Here is a 17,859-nt window from a genome sequence, read left to right as displayed (position 1 = left end):
TTGTTGAGTCTTTATCGACATTATAGTGAACGTTATAGTGTATGAATACATACGTTTTTGAGCTACATGCAAATTCTGTAAAATCGGCTATAATCAAATCAGGCACCTTGCCGCAAGCGTTATCACAACGTTCAGGAAAGGAACCCGTATGGAACATATCAAGATCAAGCAAACGGAGATACTTCATCGTCCCGATGGGAAGGAGCAGCTGGTGCTGGAAGGACCGGTATCGCCTGATCGGGTATCAGCTTGTCATATGCATCCGCAGTTGGATGCGTTTCGGCGTCCAGCAGAGCAGCACGAAGCGCTGGTTGAGATTGCGGATCTGCCAGAAGGGCGGATCATCATGGCAACAGATGGAGATCAGATTGTTGGTTATGTGACTTTTCATTATGCAGATGAGTATGAACGCTGGTCAGAAGGCAATATGGACGATTTGATCGAGCTGGGAGCGGTAGAGATTGCCAATGATTACCGTGGATTGGGGCTGGCGAAGAAGCTCATTATGCTCGCCTTTCAGGAGCAGCAGCTGGATAATGTGATTGTATTTACAACGGAATATTACTGGCATTGGGATCTGGAAAGTACAGGTCTGAGTGTATGGGATTACCGCAAAATGATGGAAAAGCTAATGAAAAACGTCGATATGGTCTGGTTTGCGACCGATGATCCGGAAATATGCTCGCATCCGGCGAATTGTCTGATGGTGCGAGTCGGCAGAAAGGTGCCACAATCATCGGTAGAGGCATTTGACCGATTACGTTTTCGACAACGATTCATGTATTGATTCATAGGGAAAAGGAGGCAATGGATACGATGCTGCAAGCAGCTTATGTGTATCATCCGGACAGTCTCAATTATGTATTTCGCCGGGATCATCCGTTTGATCAGCGCCGCCTGGTGATGACGATGGAGCTGCTAGAGCAGGTGCAGGCTTTACCTGAAAATGCGATTCACATTCCATCTCAGCCGCTGAATGAACAGCTATTACAGCGTGTGCATATTCCTGAATATATCGAGACCGTGAAGCAGCTCAGTCTGGCTTCGCCCACCGAGCCATCTCTGAGTCAGGCAGGGCAATATGGACTCGATTATGATGAGACGCCGTTTTTTAAAGGTATGCATCAGAGTGCCGCTGCCATTGCCGCTGGCTCGGTCTATGCGGCAGAGCTGGTCATGAGCGGTAAGGCAGAGCATGCACTGCATCTGGGCGGTGGGCTGCATCATGCGTTGCCGCAGAAGGGTGCAGGCTTTTGTATTTATAATGATGCATCGATTGCAATTCGTCATATTCGGGATCATTATGGGGCAAGGGTGCTGTATATCGATACGGATGTACACCATGGCGATGGGGTAGAGCTGAGCTTTTATACGGATCCAGAAGTATTTACGTATTCGATTCATGAAACAGGGAAGTTTCTATTTCCAGGCACAGGACGCGTAGAGGAACGGGGCGCAGGGGAGGGATTTGGCTGTACGATCAATGTGCCAGTGGAGCCTTATACAGAGGATGATTCCTGGCTGGAATGCTTTAGCACGGTGCTACAGCAGGTGCTCGAATGCGCAAGGCCAGATGTGATTGTGAGTCAGCATGGGTGTGACGCTCATGCGCTAGACCCGCTCTCTCATATTCATTGCTCGATGCGCATTTATCGGGAGATGCCGAAGCTGATTCATCAGGCAGCACATGATTTTTGTAATGGGCGCTGGGTAGCATTGGGTGGAGGAGGCTATGATATATGGCGGGTTGTACCGCGAGCATGGTCATTGCTATGGCTGGAGATGAGTCAGCACGCCATTCTTTCCGAGATTGATCGTCATCCATTACTCGCCTTGCCTACAGCATGGCTGGCACGCTGGCAACAGAAGAGCCCCGTGCCGCTACCAGACACCTGGCTTGATGATTTGAGTCGCTGGGAGCCGATGCCACGGCGCAGTGAGATTACGGAGCGAAATCGTCATATTTGTGAGCTAGCCGCTTCTTATTTGAAGTAGACAAGGAAGCGAGCGATAGGAATAGCATTTATCCTTTCCGCATAGTTACAGCAATGAAAGCGGTAACTTAATAAAAATGCATGCAAAAAGTGACATTATATCCATAATCGGGTATATAAGCAGTGCCGGAGCAGACAGGGATGGGTTTGTATTTTGTGCAAAATCATTCAGATTGTTAGACACTTCCAGAAGGGAATTGTCATCCCTGTGTCGAATTGAAACTATAGCAGGTTTATAGCGAACAGCATGCAGGAGCAGGGGACAGTTGCCTTGCTGTAGTATAGCTGAACGCTGCGAAAGTGTGAAAGGATGAGTGATCTATGTGTTATCTCCTGCTGCCGGCGGACATTTATCCAGACCGCTATTGGTTCAAGTACAATTTTAATGAATCGCCAGACCATCTCAGCTTTAAGAAGGGTACTCCGCAACGCGATTGGGCCAAAACACCTCGCTTTCATTTGCAGGGGGAGATTGATCTGGATCGGCTGCTGCTATTTGACTGGTTTATGACAGATGGGCCTGATCTGATTGGGCCGAGGTTATCTGCACTTATTCGCCAGTATGCACCAAAGGATGTACAGCTGATCGATGCCGAGGTGCTGGTCAATGGTGAGCCGCTACGTGGCTTCCAGGTGCCGAATATTACCACGGTGATCAATTGTCTGGATATGGAGGAGTCGGTGTATGTGCCGCTATTACCTGGCGTGCATGGTAGTCCGCCTCATTTCATATCGACCATTTTCCGTCCGAATGCTTTGGATGGACACGGACTTGTACGATCCAACGAGGACATTAGCCTTATTGTCGCATCTGCTGAATTTGCAGAAGCGTGCCGGGCACAAAATATCACCGGCATTCGTTTTCAAGAAAATCTATAACATGAATAGTCGGTGGACGGTACAGACGCCTATATGGCCGATGCACATGGGGAAAGTCTCCGCTTGATCAGTGCAAGCATGGTTTCAAGCATAGTTCTATTTTTAGTCTCTCAACGTTATTAGAGTTCGCGTAGTGCATGTTCAACTTACACGAAGGAGGCTTTTCCATGAGTAAAAAAGAAGTCGTTGCTATGCTGCTTGCCGGAGGACAGGGCAAGCGTTTGAAAGATTTGACCAGAGCACTGGCAAAGCCCGCCGTCTTCTTTGGCGGCACATATCGTATTATTGATTTTCCGCTTAGCAATTGTGCCAACTCGCGCATCGACACTGTAGGCGTTCTGACACAGTATGAACCGACCGTCTTGCACGCATACATAGGCGTGGGCAATGATTGGGACATGGACCGTAAAAATGGCGGTGTATTCGTCCTGCCTCCACATGAACGCCAGGAAGGAAGCAGCTGGTATCAAGGTACCGCGGATGCCATCTATCGCAACCTCAAGTTTATCGAAAGCTTTGACCCCGAGCATGTACTCATCCTCTCCGGTGACCACATTTATAAAATGGACTATCAAAAAATGGTCGATTACCACAAAGAAAAAAATGCCGATTGCACCATCTCCGTTGTGAACGTCACACTGGAGGAAGCGAGCCGCTTTGGCATGCTGAATACCGATGATAACCTGAAAATTTATGAGTTTGACGAGAAGCCAGCGAAGCCGAAAAGTACGCTTGCTTCGATGGGCGTCTACCTGTTCAAATGGGATGTACTCAAATCCTATCTGATCAAGGATGAAGACAATCCAGCATCGTCGTACGACTTTGGTAAAGACCTGATTCCACTGTTGCTCAATGATGATAAAGTGCTGTACGCCTATCCATTTGAAGGGTACTGGCGCGATGTGGGTACGATTCAAAGTCTATGGGAAGCGAACATGGATATGTTATCGGAAGACCCGCTGCTCGATCTGAATGATCCAAGCTGGCGCATCTTCACCCGTAGCCCGAATCAGCCCGCAGCTTACATTGCACCTTCGGCAGTCGTGCAAAATAGTATTGTCAATGAAGGCTGCATGGTGCATGGTAAAGTCGATCATTCGGTGCTCTTCTTCAATGTTGAGGTCGGTGAAGGCAGCGAGATTACCGATTCCGTTATCATGCCGGGCGCTAAAATTGGCAAAAATGTACGTATCCATCGTGCGATTGTCAATGAAGGTATGGTTATTGAAGATGGTGCAGAGATTGGCGTTGGACATACCGAAAAAGATGAGATCATGCTCGTAACGAGCGAATCATAACATAGGGACGGTGACAGGAATGAAAGGATTTGTAGGTGTAATCAATCTCGATCATGAACTGGATCAACTCAAGGAACTGACCTATTTTCGTTGCGGCGCAGCCGTCCCTTTTGCCGGTCGCTACCGGTTAATTGACTTTGCTCTGTCTAATATGATGTATGGCGGCGTAGGCGATATCGCTCTGTTTGTTCGTCGTAAATACCGCTCGCTGATGGATCATATAGGTGAAGGTCGTCCGTGGGATATGGATCGTAAACGCGGCGGACTGTTCATTTTGCCGCCAGACTGGCATGATCCAACCGATACGTCACTGGGCGATCTGCAGCATATTCATAACAATATGGACTTTTTCTATCGCAGCACGGGAGATGTGGTCGTGCACACTGGAACACAGCATGTGAACAAGGTCGATTATAAGGATGTATATGCGTATCATCTGGAAAAAGGTGCTGACATTACCGTTGTCTACAAAAAGGTAGACGAGCTACGTCCAGAGCATGGTGCATGCCGTCGTGTGGAAGTGGATGAGCATGGCTTCGTTACCGATATTCATCAGGACAGAAGCCATAACAACATCTATGTTGAAACCTTCATTATGAGCAAGGAGCTGTATCTGGAGCAGGTAAATTATTGCATCGCTCATGGAAAGAGCTACTTCTTCCGCGATGTGATCCAGAGCAATCCGAACCGTCTGAAAATCGCTGGCTATGAATATAAAGGCTACAATGCAGTAATTAACTCGGTAGAAAGCTACTACCGTAACAGCATGGATCTGCTCTGCCCGGATAATTACCAGCAGCTGTTCCGTGAAAATCCAGTCCAAACCAAAATCAAATACGAGGCTCCTGCCAAATATCTGGAAGGCGCGAAAGTAAGCAATTCACTCGTTGCGAACGGTTGTGTACTGGGTGGCGAGGTAGAGAACAGTATCCTGTTCCGCGGAGTCAAGGTGGAAAAAGGCGCTCGTGTCGTCAATTCGATCATTTTACAGAAGTGCACCATTGAAGCCGGAGCGGTGCTGGAAAATGTCATCCTCGATAAGGATGTACAGATTTCCCATAATCGTACGCTAATCGGTGATAACAAGCATCCATACGTTACAGCCAAGAGCACCTCTCTCTAAGTTGATAATCTGACTGCAGGAGGAATAGCCTTTTGTTCACAAATAAAGAAGAATTCAAAAAGATTTTTCAAAATAATGTCGTTTCCAAGCTGGGTAAGCCACTGAATGAAGTATCGTCTGAGGACGTATATACGATCCTCAGTCGTATGATGCGTGAATTCGCTGGTCGCGAATGGGCATCGACGAATCAGGAGCTTCGTCAGGACGCTGAAAAGCAGGTCTACTATTTGTCGCTTGAATTCTTGATCGGTCGTCTGCTCGGTAACAACCTGCTCAATATGGGCATGCTGGAAATGGTGAAAAGCGGTCTGGATGATCTGGGCATTTCGCTGGAGGAGATCGAGGAGCAGGAAGCAGATGCTGGGCTTGGTAATGGTGGTCTTGGTCGCCTTGCTGCCTGCTTCCTGGATTCGCTCGCTTCACTCGGCTATGCCGGGCATGGCTGCGGTATTCGTTACCGCTATGGCTTATTTGAGCAAAAGATCGTTGACGGTAACCAGGTGGAGCTACCCGATGATTGGCTTCAAAAGGGCTTTGAATGGGAGGTTCGCCGCGCGGATCGCAAGGTTGAGGTTCGCTTCGGTGGCTATGTAGAGACACGTGAAGCGGATGGCGAGCTGTACTTCTCACTGCGTGATTATGAAGCCGTCTGGGCGATTCCATATGATGTTCCGGTTATCGGCTATCGTGGCAATCAGCCGGATTATCATGTGAATACGCTTCGTCTGTGGAGTGCAGAGCCTGTGCCTGAAATGGCGAATCGTAACCTCGGCGGTGCAGGTAACTATTACAGCTATCTAAACTATAACCGCTCGGTGGAGTCGATTTCAGAGTTTCTCTATCCCGATGATAGCCATTATGAGGGTCGTCTGCTGCGCTTGAAGCAGCAATATTTCCTTTGCTCAGCAGGTCTGCAAAGTATTCTGCGTACGTATGATAAGCTCAACCTGAGCTATGATCATCTGCCAGATAAGATTGCGATTCATATTAACGATACGCACCCAACGCTTGTTATTCCCGAGCTGATGCGTATTCTGGTTGATGAAAAGGGCTATGGCTGGGATAAAGCATGGAATATCGTCTGCCGCACGGTATCGTATACGAATCATACGATTCTGAGCGAAGCGCTGGAAAAATGGCCTGCGCAAATGATTCGCGATCTGATCCCACGCGTATATATGGTGATCGACGAGATCAACAAGCGTTTCTGCAAGCTGCTGATGGAGAAATATCCAGACGACCCAGAGCGAGTCGCGCATATGGCGATCATTTTCGATGATCAGGTCAAAATGGCGCATCTTGCGATCGCTGGCAGCTACAGCATTAACGGTGTTGCCGCCCTGCATACCGACATTTTGAAGGAACGTGAGATGCGCAACTTCTATGAACTGTATCCAGAGCGGTTTAACAATAAGACGAACGGTATTACGCATCGTCGCTGGCTGATGCATGCGAATCCAGAGCTAAACGATCTGATCACGGAATCGATCGGTTCACGCTGGAAGACGCATCCGAAGGAGCTTGTCGGTATTCTGAAATACAGCGAGGATGCTGCATTCCAGAGTAAAATCGCAGCGATCAAGAAGCATAACAAGCAGCGACTTGCGCAGTATATCGAGCAAAAGTACGGTACGCCTGTGAATACCGATTCGATCTTCGATGTACAGATCAAGCGTCTGCATGCGTATAAGCGTCAGCTGCTGAACATTCTGCATGTGATGTATCTGTACAATCAGATCAAGTCGATGCCATCGCTCAGCATGGTGCCTCGTACTTTTATTTTTGGAGCGAAGGCAGCACCGGGCTATTACCTGGCGAAAAATACAATCAAGCTCATCAATCGCGTGGCAAGCGTTGTGAACAACGATCCTGATGTGAAGGATAAGCTGAATGTATTCTTCCTCGAAAATTATTCCGTCTCGCTGGCAGAGAAGATCATTCCAGCTGCGGATATTAGTGAGCAAATCTCGACCGCGAGTAAAGAAGCTTCCGGTACAGGCAATATGAAGCTGATGATGAACGGTGCGCTGACGATCGGTACGATGGACGGTGCGAACGTGGAAATGTACGAAATGCTGGGCGACGACAATATGTTCATTTTCGGTCTGAACGCAGACGAGGTAATGGACTATTACCAGCATGGTGGCTATTCTGCTCGTGATGTGTACAACAGTGATGCACGGATCAAGGAAGTCGTGGATCAGCTGATTACACCGGGGCCATTTGCATCAAATACGTATGAATTTGCATCATTGTATCAGTCGCTGATTGATGGAAATGATGAATATTTCATGCTGAAGGATTTCGATTCGTATGCGGAGTCACATGTGCAGATCGAAGCAGCCTATCGGAATCAACAAGCATGGCTGAAAAAGTCGATTCACAATATTGCGCATTCCGGCAAGTTTTCCAGTGATCGTACGATTCAGCAGTATGCATCGGAGATTTGGAAGATTCGTCCGGTGCAGGGGTAGATTGAATCGACTGCTTTAGGTTAACGATATGGGTAGTGATGGATGGATCGAAAAGCTGGCATTCTCCTTTGGGAGGATGCTGGCTTTTTCTTTTGCTGGGAAGTGGAGGGGGGGATATGGAGTTTTTGCTGTAAATTGGTGGGAGCCTGTTGATTGGTGGGAATCTGTTGGAGGTGGCTTATTGGAGGTAGTATGAACTTGTTGTGAGGTGAAGTGCAGTTTCTTGCAACATGAAGTGGGTGTGAGGGGAATCCACTCCGAAAAGCAATAAGGGCACGGACTCCGGTGGCGTATGGAATCTACGAATGTGGAAATAATGTAGATTTCATACGCCAAAGTCGTCCTTTGCCCTTATTTGCTTTCCTCCGTTCCGTGCCTTCACAGCATATGTGCTGGAGCAGTGCGCGGATGAGGGAGTGTTGGCTTTTGATTGTTTATTGCTTTTAGGTTAGTTTACAACGTGTAAAGTGATAGGCTATGTGGCAAATTTGTTGCACACGTCATACGGATTTTAATCCGCGCTCTCGCATGGAGAGCGACTCGCTCAGAAGGGGATGAACTACGACAAGGTGCAGATTTCAATTCACGCTCTCGCACGGAGAGCGACGGGGTATAGCCGGCAGAGACTACCGGGTGCATTTTATTTCAATCCACACTCTCGCACGGAGAGTGACTGTAGGCACTTTGCGCCCTTACAAAACAAGGCATTTCAGGGTCAAAAGTGCGAACCTCTTTTTTAGAGTAGTGGAAACGGAGACAAAATACAACCAAAATGCTGAAAAGCCTTGTGTAGCAAGGGGTGCGAACCTCCCTGGGATTTAATGTGAGCTTGGGGTTCGCACTGGAATGGCGTAATGAAGCAGGTGAAAGGTGGGATATTTCAAGACTATAGGTGAACGGGTGAATATTGAATTTGGTATTAGTGATATTGCAGTTTAACATCGTGTACTGCTTTGCACACTATCTATTAATTTATAATAGCCGTAATTCATCTACAGCTGTTATTCAGATCGCTATAATCTTGCCAAAGGTAAATGACCGCCGCTTGCAGCGGACTTGTATTGCTTGGGCGTCTGATTTGTATGGGCTTTAAATATTTTCGTAAAATAGCTTTGGTCGTGAAATTGCAGCATGGTAGCGATAGCGGACAGGGAATGAGTTGTGCTGGACATCAGGCGTTTGGCTTCCTGAACGCGGTAGTATTGGATAAAGTGAATAGGGGAGCGTCCGGTCTCGTTTTTGAAGCGTTTGGACAGGTAGTCTCCGGTTAAGCCGGTTAGATCGGATAGATGTTCAAGCTGGATCGGTTCGTACAGATGATGGAAAATATAGTTACGGCATAAGTTGATCTCTCTGGAATAACGTTTTTGCTGGCTTTCCAGCACGCGATCGACAAAATCATTATAGCAACGGCGCAGCGTCGCTTGCACTTCGCCAGGATTTTGACATTCCTCCACGGCTTGAATGTAAAAGTCACTCAGTGTATAGCCAATTTCAGCATTCACGCCACCCTCCAGCGCTGCACGCGTTGCCAATGTGATCGAGCAGATCGCTAGATTTTTCTCACTGCGTAGCAGGCTTTTTTTTGATAGTACTCCCAGCTTTTCTGTAGGGAAGCCAAGCTCCCAGCGCACCAGGTCTTCTTTTCTGCCTTCACGGATATATTGCAGGAAAATCTGCTCCATCTCTGGATTACGATGATAGCTGGCTGGTGCGATATACATTTCTTCCTCATAGGGAGAGGACACGATTGCTGCTTGCTCATCTGGCTCAATATGAATATGCAAATTATGCTGAATCACCTCGGCGAGATCAAGTGGCTGCCGGTACAGCATATAATGGATCATCGCTGCTGCATTATAGATGCGTTCCTTGGAAATGAGCGGGATGCTCGCATAAAACTGCCGAATCGCATCCTGCTGTCGAAAAGACAGCTGGTAATCGCGAATGATTCCGCTAATCAGCTCATCCGGTACAATTGCATGAAAAAAAGGCCCGGCAATGAGTGCACCTGCATACATATCGCCATCCAATAATGGCACCGTCAAATACTGCTCCAGCACATTCGTCGACTGTACGACAGGATAATGACCATTTGTCTGCTGCGCGAGTAGAGCAAGGGTCTGAGCTTTATGATCATATACAGGATTGAATCCACGTAAAGGCTGCTCCTCTACTAGCTGCCCAGCCGCATCCATCCAATACAGGGTCATTTGAAATTCGGTATACATCATGTACATGATGAGTCGAATCGAATCAGGTGTCATATTCGGCATGCGGATCAGCTCCTTTACGATGTGAAAATTGTATTTAAACGATATGGCTGCAATAGACTTGTCTGGATCTTCACTGTACGATAAATGTAACAAGTATACATTTACACATTTTAAATGATCTGATGATCATCCTAACAACAATGTGCAACATGGAGGTAAGATGAGATGGATGCAGGAAATCATACACAGCCCCAAAAGATACAATCGAACCGCAACCTATTTACTCTGGATCGTCAGTATATACCTGATTTGCTGAAGGCTTTACATACAGAACAAGAAGATGCGATTGCAGAGCAGCTGGTAGGTGCAGATTATGCGCTTTATCTACTATTAGCTGTAGAAGCTGCACAGCAGCGAGCAAATTCATTGGTTGATATAGCGGCATGCTGGTCACCTCCACTACATATTGATCTGGCGCTCTGTTCCATTGATTGTAAAGAAAAACATTTTTCGGATGGTACTAAACTGCTCGTATTCTGGTTTTATGAAGCAAGCGACCCTAATAATTGGATGGAAGGATTCGGCGAGCAGTTTTTTGATTTTACAGTGCAGATCGATTTGGATCAACTGAGTATTTATAGTGTAAGTGGACCAAGTCGGTAGCTATTGTATTCAGTATGCTGGCATTCTATTGTTCATTCATTGGAATAGATCGCTCGGCTGGCTAGCCTACCGTTCATGCATGGAGCTGACTATACTTATTTGGACTTTGTGGATGAGTATGCTGTTCGGATTTCTACAATCCATTCTATACATTGATATACCAGTGCCATACCTAATGCGACCTCAATTCCTTGTATCGTCACACCCGGTATTAGCTCTGCAATGATGGATATGAATAACGTATTCACCACAATGGTTACGAGATAGCCGATCCATTTGGAAATGGGATGGCGAAGGGCTAGCGCTACCAGGGATTTGGCAATCGGAATAATAACCAGTTCGCCTACAGAAAGTAGGATCAATAATGCGATCACAAATACGACGGTATCCCACTTACTAGAGAATTGAATAAAGGGCGTAAAGGACACCATGTCCATGAACAAATATCCTATCATGATCACGCCTACTAACACAGCGGTTATAACAAGAGACAACATCGCCATGACAAATAAGTTCATGCCTGCCGACATATGTTCATTTTCTTTATCACGCAAGCGAAAAAATATCGGAATCATGAGTAGGTATACGATTGCAAAAATAATCATGCCCAATCTGATCAAATCCATACGGTTCATGTCCTTTCCTTTTTAATATGAGTCTATACTTGCGACATAGACATAGACATATATACCGGAACTGACACCGGCATCCCAACTCAAACTCCTATGTACAATCCAGAATAGAACGAAGCTTACTCACAAAAGATATTCTGTTATTTTACCAAAAATTAAAGAATATAACCATAAATCAACTGCGTAAACGCCTACATTAATAGTATACAACTCACACCAATCCGTTTACTACCTTCTACACCCCAGATAGATACACCAGCGGATTGCGTATGCTATTATACGAAATGAGGTCTTTTACATGTCCAATATTCACCATCCAGATACAGACACACTGGCTGCACTCGTTGCACCCTATCGCAAAACAGGCGTGACCAAACGAAGCGAGGAAAACATTCGTCAATCTGTTGAGGAGCTACTCACACAGATGACACTGGAGGAAAAGATCGGCCAGATGAGTCAATGCGCCGATTCTGAGTTTTCCTTCGGTGCAGATATTGAAGCAGGGCCGACCGAGGTGCTTGTACGCGAAGGACGCGTGGGCTCCATTCTGGGTGCCTTTAACAGTCATCGTACATTTGATTTGCAAAAGCTAGCGGTGGAGCAGTCTCGCCTCGGTATTCCATTATTTTTCAACGCCGATGTAATCCACGGCTACCAGACGATTTTCCCGATCCCGCTCGGCTGGGCGAGTAGCTGGAATATCGAGCAGATTCGTGAAGCCTGCGTGATCGCGGCTCGTGAAGCGACCGCTTCTGGTATTACGTACAATCACGGGCCAATGGTTGATATTAGCCGTGATGCACGCTGGGGACGGGTGATGGAAGGTGCAGGGGAAGACCCATATCTCGGCTCACTCATTGCCAGAGCACAGGTGGAAGGCTTCCAGGGAGATAGTCTATTTAGTGAAGAAACATTGATCGCCTGCTTGAAGCATTTTGTCGCTTACGGTGCATCTGAAGCAGGGCGCGACTACAATACTGTTGATATTTCCGAGTGGATGCTGCGTAATATTTATTTGCCACCGTTCCAGGCAGGACTGGAAGCAGGTTCAGCTTCGGTCATGAACGCATTTAACTTCTATAATGGTGTTCCTATTGCGGGCAATCGCTTTATTCTTAATGATCTGCTGCGTAAGGAGCTTGGATTCGATGGTATGCTCATCTCTGACTACGGTGCGATCGATGAAATCTATGTGCACGGTGCCGCTCGTGACCGCAAGGAAGCAGCTCGTCTGTCACTTGACGCTAGCATGGACATCGAGATGGTCACACAGCTGTATGAGCAGCATCTGCCAGCACTTGTTGCCGAGGGGAAAATACAGATCGAGCAGATTGATGCGGCTGTCCGTCGTATTTTGACTTATAAATATGAGATCGGTCTGATGGACGATCCATTCCGCTATATTCGTCCTGAAAAAGAAGCAGAATACCACTTCAATGCAGAGCATCTACAGGCAAGTCTGGAGCTGGCGCGTCGCTCGATCGTGTTATTGAAAAATGAACGTCGTATTTTGCCACTTCCACAGGAAGGCTTGCTACAGGGTGATATGACACTGGCGCTGATCGGTCCTTTTGCGGATAGCAAAGACCTGCTTGGTGCATGGCAATTTTCCCGTTACAAAGAAGAAACGGTTACACTGCGTGAGGGCTTACAGGCGAAAGGCATTGCTGACGCGACACTACTGTATGCGCAGGGTAGCGGAGTGAATGAAGCGATTGCTGGCGGTATCGAGCAAGCGGTAAAAACAGCGCGTGAAGCCGATGTGATCGTGCTTGCACTTGGCGAGGATAGCGAAATGTCCGGTGAAGCCGCTTCACGTATGGACATTAACATTACAGCACCACAGCAGCGTCTGGCAGAGGAACTTGTCAAATTAGGCAAGCCGATCGTGCTCGTGCTGACCAACGGACGTCCACTTGTACTGGATTGGTATGAGCAGCATGTGGATGCGATTGTAGAAACATGGTTCCTCGGTTCACAGGCGGGGCACGCGATTGCTGATGTACTGCTGGGTGACTATAACCCATCTGGTAAGCTGACCATGAGCTTTCCGAAGCATCTAGGTCAGACACCGATTTATTACAATCGCTTTAACACCGGTCGTCCGGTGACAGAGGAGAACCGTGACGAGAAATATATTTCCAAATATCTGGATGGCCCAAATGATCCGCTGTATCCATTCGGCTATGGTCTGAGCTATGCGCACTTTACGTATTCCGCGCTCAAGCTAGATCGTGACATTATCAAGCAGGGCGAATCGATTACCGTTCGCGCAACAGTAACGAATACTGGTAATATGGCAGGCGAGGAAACGGTGCAAATGTATATCCAAGACCTGTACGGTAGCACGGTTCGTCCGGTCAAGGAGCTGAAAGGCTTCCGCAAAGTACAGCTACAACCAGGACAAAGTACAGGGGTCGAATTTACGATTACCGAGCACGATTTGAAGTTCTGCAATGCTGCCCTGGAATGGGTTGCTGAGCCAGGCGAATTTAAAGTATTTGTCGGTACGAGCTCGGTAGATGTACTCGAGCGTACATTTGAGTTGATCTAAGTAAAAGGTACACTTGCAACATTTGCAGGATACAGTGAATAATCTGGAAAATGATGGTATACTAGACGGCAAGCATCATGCTGCCACTTCGAAGTAATCGTTGTCGCTTCGATATCGCTGTATACTTCAAAGACGGAGGTGCCGATTGTTGCAGAAAAGCTCGAAAAAGCGAAGTTTTTATCTCATTGCTGGCTTTGTATTTTTGTTACTATTTGCGATATGGTTAACGCTCGTTATTACCGTTCGTGCAGTATCCAGCGCTGCATAAGCAGCCAATCTGTGCGTCCTAATCAAGATGGATTTACCCATTTCAATCCGTCTTAGGGCGCATAAATACTTTACAGTGGAAAAGGCTTTCAAAAAACGGTTGTCATTTTATGTCGGCTATGGTAGTATAGCTGTATCGAAACCAAAACACGGATTGTTACTGAGAGATCAGGCAAAACCGAAACTGACAGGCATTGTCATTTTTGGTTTTGCCTTTTTGAGCATCATATAAAAAGGTGATGAATATGAGAATATCGCAGGTTCTGAATAATAATGTCGTCACCGTTATCGATTCTGGCAAACAGGAACTGGTCGTGATGGGCAGAGGGATTGGCTTTAAAAAGCATCCGGATGACCTGATCGATGAAGCGAAGATCGAAAAAGTATTCAAGCTGGAGAGCAAGGAAATCTCTGACAAGCTTACCGCGCTACTGTCGGATATTCCAATTGAATACATGGAATGCTCGGATGAAATTATCCGTTATGCGCAGACGGTGCTGGGCAGCCAGCTTCATGATAGCATCTACATTTCGCTTACCGACCATATTCACTTTGCAATTGAGCGGCATCGGCAGGGATTGGAAATTAAGAACGCCCTTTTATGGGAAATCAAGAAGCTGTATCGCAAAGAGTACTATATTGGACTCAAGGCGCTGCAAATGATCGAGGATAAGCTCGGTGTTGCGTTGCCTGAAGATGAAGGCGGCTTCATTGCACTGCATTTTGTCAATTCCCAGTTGAATGGACAGATGAGCGAGACGGTCAGCATGACGAATATCGTCAAGGATGTGCTGCGTATCGTCACTCGCCATTATGTGATTGAGCTGGATGAGGAATCGCTGAATTATTTCCGCTTCCTCACTCATTTGAAGTTTTTTGCTCAGCGTGTCGTTAGTGGCGCAGCGAGCGAGCAGGGAGATAGTCCACTGCATGATATGGTCAAAAACCAGTATCCGCAAGCATATGCATGCGCATTGAAAATTCAGGACTATACACGTAAGATTCATCAGCGTGACCTTTCCAATGAAGAATTGCTATATTTGACGATTCATATTGAACGGGTCACGAAAAAGGAAAATGCCGATCAAACGGAGGCATAACCGCATACGGACAAAGGGATTGTTACTTTGGGTAGGCAAAACCTAAATGTCGAAGAATGAATTATCAGAACGTCTAATCATAACCGATCAGCGTCTGCACCTCATTCTCCACATTTAGGTTTTTTTATTTGCCTGAAAGGCTAGAATGCGCTATCAGCTATTCAGATGATGCGATCTAGCAAGCGCTCCCATTTCTCCAGAACACCCATCCAGTTAGCTATGCGGTAGCCAGTAAACAAGCAACATGTAAAGTAAATAGCACAAAAACCATATCGAATGAACGATAGGAAATAAAGGAGTGTTTAACGTGGATAAAGCAAAGGTAGCACAGGACGTACTGACACTGGTCGGTGGCGAAGAAAATATTGATCAGGTAACGCATTGTATGACACGTTTGCGTTTCAACCTGCATGACGATAACAAAGCGAATAAAGCCCAGCTGGAGAAAACACCGGGTGTGATGGGTGTAATGAAAAATGGAGGACAGTTCCAGGTTATTATCGGGAACGAGGTAGCTGGCGTCTATAAAGAACTGGCTGGATCAATGAAGGGTGGCGGAGCTAAGCCTGCTGCTTCCACAGATGAAGGCACAGCGAAGAAGCGCAATCCGATCAGCTCGCTGTTCGATTTTATCTCCGGTATGTTCACACCGATTCTGCCTGCGATTACAGGCGCAGGGATGATCAAAGGGATTGTAGCGATTCTGGTTGCACTTGGCTGGATGTCGAACACAAGCTCTACGTATATCATTTTATCCGCTATTGGTGATGGCGCGTTCTACTTCCTGCCGATCATTCTGGCGATTAGCGCTGCACGTAAGCTGGGCAGCAATATGTATATCGGAGCAGCGCTCGGCGCAGCGATTATGCATCCTACGATTACTGCGTTGTTGTCCTCAGGACAGCCGGTTACATTTGCTAGCATTCCGGTTGTAGCGGCAACGTATTCGTCAACGGTTATTCCGATCGTTATCGCCATCTGGATTGCTTCGTATGTAGAAAAAGCAGTAGATCGTGTGACACACGCATCGGTGAAGTTGCTCGTTGTACCGACAGTAACCTTGCTCGTGATGGTTCCCCTCACGTTGATCGCGATTGGACCACTGGGTTCAATTATCGGTAGTGGCTTGTCCGGTGGGATCTCCTGGCTGTTTGATAATATGTCGATTCTCGCAAGTATTCTGATCGGTGGTACGATGTCACTGCTGATCATTACAGGTATGCACTATGCACTGACTCCAATCGTTATCGGTTCGATTACAGCACTGGGCTATGACTTTATCATTCCACTGATGTTTGCAGCGAACTGGGCGCAAGCCGGTGGTGCGCTCGGTGTAGGTCTACGCGCTAAAAATGGTCAAACCAAGTCGCTCGCATTTTCAACAAGCTTGACTGCCATCATGGGGATTACCGAGCCAGCGATGTATGGTGTAAATATGAAATTCAAAAAACCGTTTATCGCAGCATTGTCCGGTGGTGCTATCGGTGGTGCATTCATGGGTATTTTCCACGTCAAAGCGTATGTGATTACAGGTCTGGTAGGTTTGCCAAGTGTGGCTGCCTTTATTAGCCCATCGATCAGCACATTGATCTATGCCTTGCTGGGTGGTCTGATCGCATTTGTAGCGGCTACGATTATTACCTTTGTGATGGGAATTCAAGAAAATACAGATGCACCAGCAGAAGCGACAACGGAGCCAGCGGCTTCAAATGTACCAGCTGAACAGCCAATGGATGCAGATGCGGTCGCTGCAACCCTGATTCAGCATGAGAGTGCTGCACGCCAGATGAAAGCAACCGAAGTATATAGCCCGATGACAGGTGAAGTGAAATCGCTGAGTGAAGTACCTGATCCGGCATTTGCCGAAGAAATTATGGGTAAAGGGGTTGCCATTGAACCTACCGACGGTCGTGTAGTGGCTCCAGTTAATGGCACAGTGTTCTCTGTATCCAAGAGTGGTCATGCGATCGGTCTGGTCAGTGAAGATGGTACCGAAATGCTAATCCACATCGGTATCGATACCGTGAAGCTAAAAGGCAAGCATTTCACTCCACATGCTCGCTCTGGACAGGAAATTCAAAAGGGCGACCTGCTGATGGAATTCGATCTGGAGGCAGTTCGTGCAGAAGGCTACGCAACCATTACGCCAGTCATTGTAACGAATATTAACGATTATAATGAGCTGACACGTTCGGCAGAGAAGCAGGTACAGACAGGGGATTCCTTGTATACGCTGAAATAAACAATGGCTGGGAACAGCTACCAGAATAAGCGCATTCGTACTAAATAAACAACGAATATACAAACCACGAATATACAAAATATAAAAAGCCAGCCTGTTCTGAATAATCTCTATCGTTAGATTGATCTAACCAGAAGATAATTCAGCCTACAGGCTGGCTTTGTTATGAATGCAGAAAAGAAGCTATGGGAACGCTTCGCTTATTGGAGTGTACTATTTCTACATATCACAAGTATTGACGCTCTATATGCCAAACAAAGACGCCGACGAACCTATACATCATGCAATTGAAAAGCAGGTACGTTTACCTCAAATCGCTATCGGGACATTCTCCTATCAGCATCGGCTGTCCATAGGCAAGGGATGCATCGTCTACTCCCTATGAAAAGTGCGGCTTATAGATCACCGCTGAACAAT

At 46.9% G+C, this 17,859-nt stretch carries 12 protein-coding genes; 10 read left to right on the top strand and 2 right to left on the bottom strand.

The window, feature by feature from the left end:
* Positions 1 to 148 precede the first annotated feature (148 nt).
* The 6 genes from SK066_RS13010 to SK066_RS12985 all read left to right on the top strand — a co-directional run bounded on the left by SK066_RS13010 (position 149) and on the right by SK066_RS12985 (position 7,768).
* The gene (locus tag SK066_RS13010) at positions 149 to 787 is read left to right on the top strand and encodes a GNAT family N-acetyltransferase (RefSeq protein WP_320541815.1); all 639 of its coding nucleotides are present in this window, start codon (positions 149 to 151) and stop codon (positions 785 to 787) included.
* A gap of 29 nt (positions 788 to 816) precedes the next feature.
* On the top strand, positions 817 to 1,995 hold the full coding sequence (locus tag SK066_RS13005) for an acetoin utilization protein AcuC (protein ID WP_320541814.1): 1,179 nt from the start codon (positions 817 to 819) through the stop codon (positions 1,993 to 1,995).
* A gap of 320 nt (positions 1,996 to 2,315) precedes the next feature.
* Positions 2,316 to 2,873 (top strand): imm11 family protein, encoded by a 558-nt coding sequence (locus tag SK066_RS13000; RefSeq protein ID WP_188774892.1) that lies wholly within the window; start codon positions 2,316 to 2,318, stop codon positions 2,871 to 2,873.
* Positions 2,874 to 3,040: 167 nt separating this feature from the next.
* Positions 3,041 to 4,171, top strand: coding sequence for a glucose-1-phosphate adenylyltransferase (locus SK066_RS12995; RefSeq protein WP_320541813.1), 1,131 nt, complete (start codon positions 3,041 to 3,043; stop codon positions 4,169 to 4,171).
* 19 nt (positions 4,172 to 4,190) lie between these two features.
* Entirely contained in the window at positions 4,191 to 5,294 is a 1,104-nt protein-coding gene (glgD, locus tag SK066_RS12990; protein WP_320541812.1) for a glucose-1-phosphate adenylyltransferase subunit GlgD, read from the top strand.
* 32 nt (positions 5,295 to 5,326) lie between these two features.
* A complete protein-coding gene (locus tag SK066_RS12985) occupies positions 5,327 to 7,768 on the top strand; it encodes a glycogen/starch/alpha-glucan phosphorylase (protein WP_320541811.1) in 2,442 nt (813 codons plus the stop codon).
* A gap of 1,013 nt (positions 7,769 to 8,781) precedes the next feature.
* On the opposite strand, the gene SK066_RS12980 is transcribed toward SK066_RS12985, so the two are convergent.
* On the bottom strand, positions 8,782 to 10,044 hold the full coding sequence (locus tag SK066_RS12980; protein WP_320541810.1) for a helix-turn-helix domain-containing protein: 1,263 nt from the start codon (positions 10,042 to 10,044) through the stop codon (positions 8,782 to 8,784).
* 165 nt (positions 10,045 to 10,209) lie between these two features.
* Between SK066_RS12980 and SK066_RS12975 the strand changes: the two genes are divergently transcribed.
* The gene (locus tag SK066_RS12975) at positions 10,210 to 10,647 is read left to right on the top strand and encodes a hypothetical protein (protein ID WP_320541809.1); all 438 of its coding nucleotides are present in this window, start codon (positions 10,210 to 10,212) and stop codon (positions 10,645 to 10,647) included.
* A gap of 95 nt (positions 10,648 to 10,742) precedes the next feature.
* On the opposite strand, the gene SK066_RS12970 is transcribed toward SK066_RS12975, so the two are convergent.
* A complete protein-coding gene (locus tag SK066_RS12970; RefSeq protein WP_320541808.1) occupies positions 10,743 to 11,282 on the bottom strand; it encodes a hypothetical protein in 540 nt (179 codons plus the stop codon).
* Positions 11,283 to 11,577: 295 nt separating this feature from the next.
* On the opposite strand from SK066_RS12970, the gene bglX reads away from it, so the two are divergent.
* The 3 genes from bglX to SK066_RS12955 all read left to right on the top strand — a co-directional run bounded on the left by bglX (position 11,578) and on the right by SK066_RS12955 (position 17,442).
* Positions 11,578 to 13,833: a beta-glucosidase BglX gene (gene bglX, locus SK066_RS12965; RefSeq protein ID WP_320541807.1), complete on the top strand. Its 2,256-nt coding sequence runs from the start codon at positions 11,578 to 11,580 to the stop codon at positions 13,831 to 13,833.
* A 512-nt stretch (positions 13,834 to 14,345) separates the two neighbouring features.
* Positions 14,346 to 15,200 (top strand): BglG family transcription antiterminator LicT, encoded by an 855-nt coding sequence (gene licT / locus SK066_RS12960; protein WP_188774884.1) that lies wholly within the window; start codon positions 14,346 to 14,348, stop codon positions 15,198 to 15,200.
* Positions 15,201 to 15,507: 307 nt separating this feature from the next.
* Positions 15,508 to 17,442, top strand: a complete 1,935-nt coding sequence (locus SK066_RS12955) for a beta-glucoside-specific PTS transporter subunit IIABC (protein ID WP_320541806.1) — start codon at positions 15,508 to 15,510, stop codon at positions 17,440 to 17,442.
* The last annotated feature ends 417 nt before the right edge of the window (positions 17,443 to 17,859 follow it).

It is taken from the genome of Paenibacillus hunanensis (genome assembly GCF_034055775.1).
Classification (GTDB): domain Bacteria; phylum Bacillota; class Bacilli; order Paenibacillales; family Paenibacillaceae; genus Saccharibacillus; species Saccharibacillus hunanensis.
This window is presented reverse-complemented; position numbering and strand designations above follow the sequence as displayed.

What these genes read in the sequence shown, in the direction of transcription:
- glgD (WP_320541812.1), top strand. Translation starts at nt 4,191, where the DNA reads ATGAAAGGATTTGTAGGTGTAATCAATCTCGATCATGAACTGGATCAA.
- SK066_RS13010 (WP_320541815.1), top strand. Translation starts at nt 149, where the DNA reads ATGGAACATATCAAGATCAAGCAAACGGAGATACTTCATCGTCCCGAT.
- SK066_RS12975 (WP_320541809.1), top strand. Translation starts at nt 10,210, where the DNA reads ATGGATGCAGGAAATCATACACAGCCCCAAAAGATACAATCGAACCGC.
- SK066_RS13000 (WP_188774892.1), top strand. Translation starts at nt 2,316, where the DNA reads ATGTGTTATCTCCTGCTGCCGGCGGACATTTATCCAGACCGCTATTGG.
- SK066_RS12980 (WP_320541810.1), bottom strand. Translation starts at nt 10,044, where the DNA reads ATGCCGAATATGACACCTGATTCGATTCGACTCATCATGTACATGATG.
- bglX (WP_320541807.1), top strand. Translation starts at nt 11,578, where the DNA reads ATGTCCAATATTCACCATCCAGATACAGACACACTGGCTGCACTCGTT.
- SK066_RS12995 (WP_320541813.1), top strand. Translation starts at nt 3,041, where the DNA reads ATGAGTAAAAAAGAAGTCGTTGCTATGCTGCTTGCCGGAGGACAGGGC.
- SK066_RS12970 (WP_320541808.1), bottom strand. Translation starts at nt 11,282, where the DNA reads ATGAACCGTATGGATTTGATCAGATTGGGCATGATTATTTTTGCAATC.
- licT (WP_188774884.1), top strand. Translation starts at nt 14,346, where the DNA reads ATGAGAATATCGCAGGTTCTGAATAATAATGTCGTCACCGTTATCGAT.
- SK066_RS13005 (WP_320541814.1), top strand. Translation starts at nt 817, where the DNA reads ATGCTGCAAGCAGCTTATGTGTATCATCCGGACAGTCTCAATTATGTA.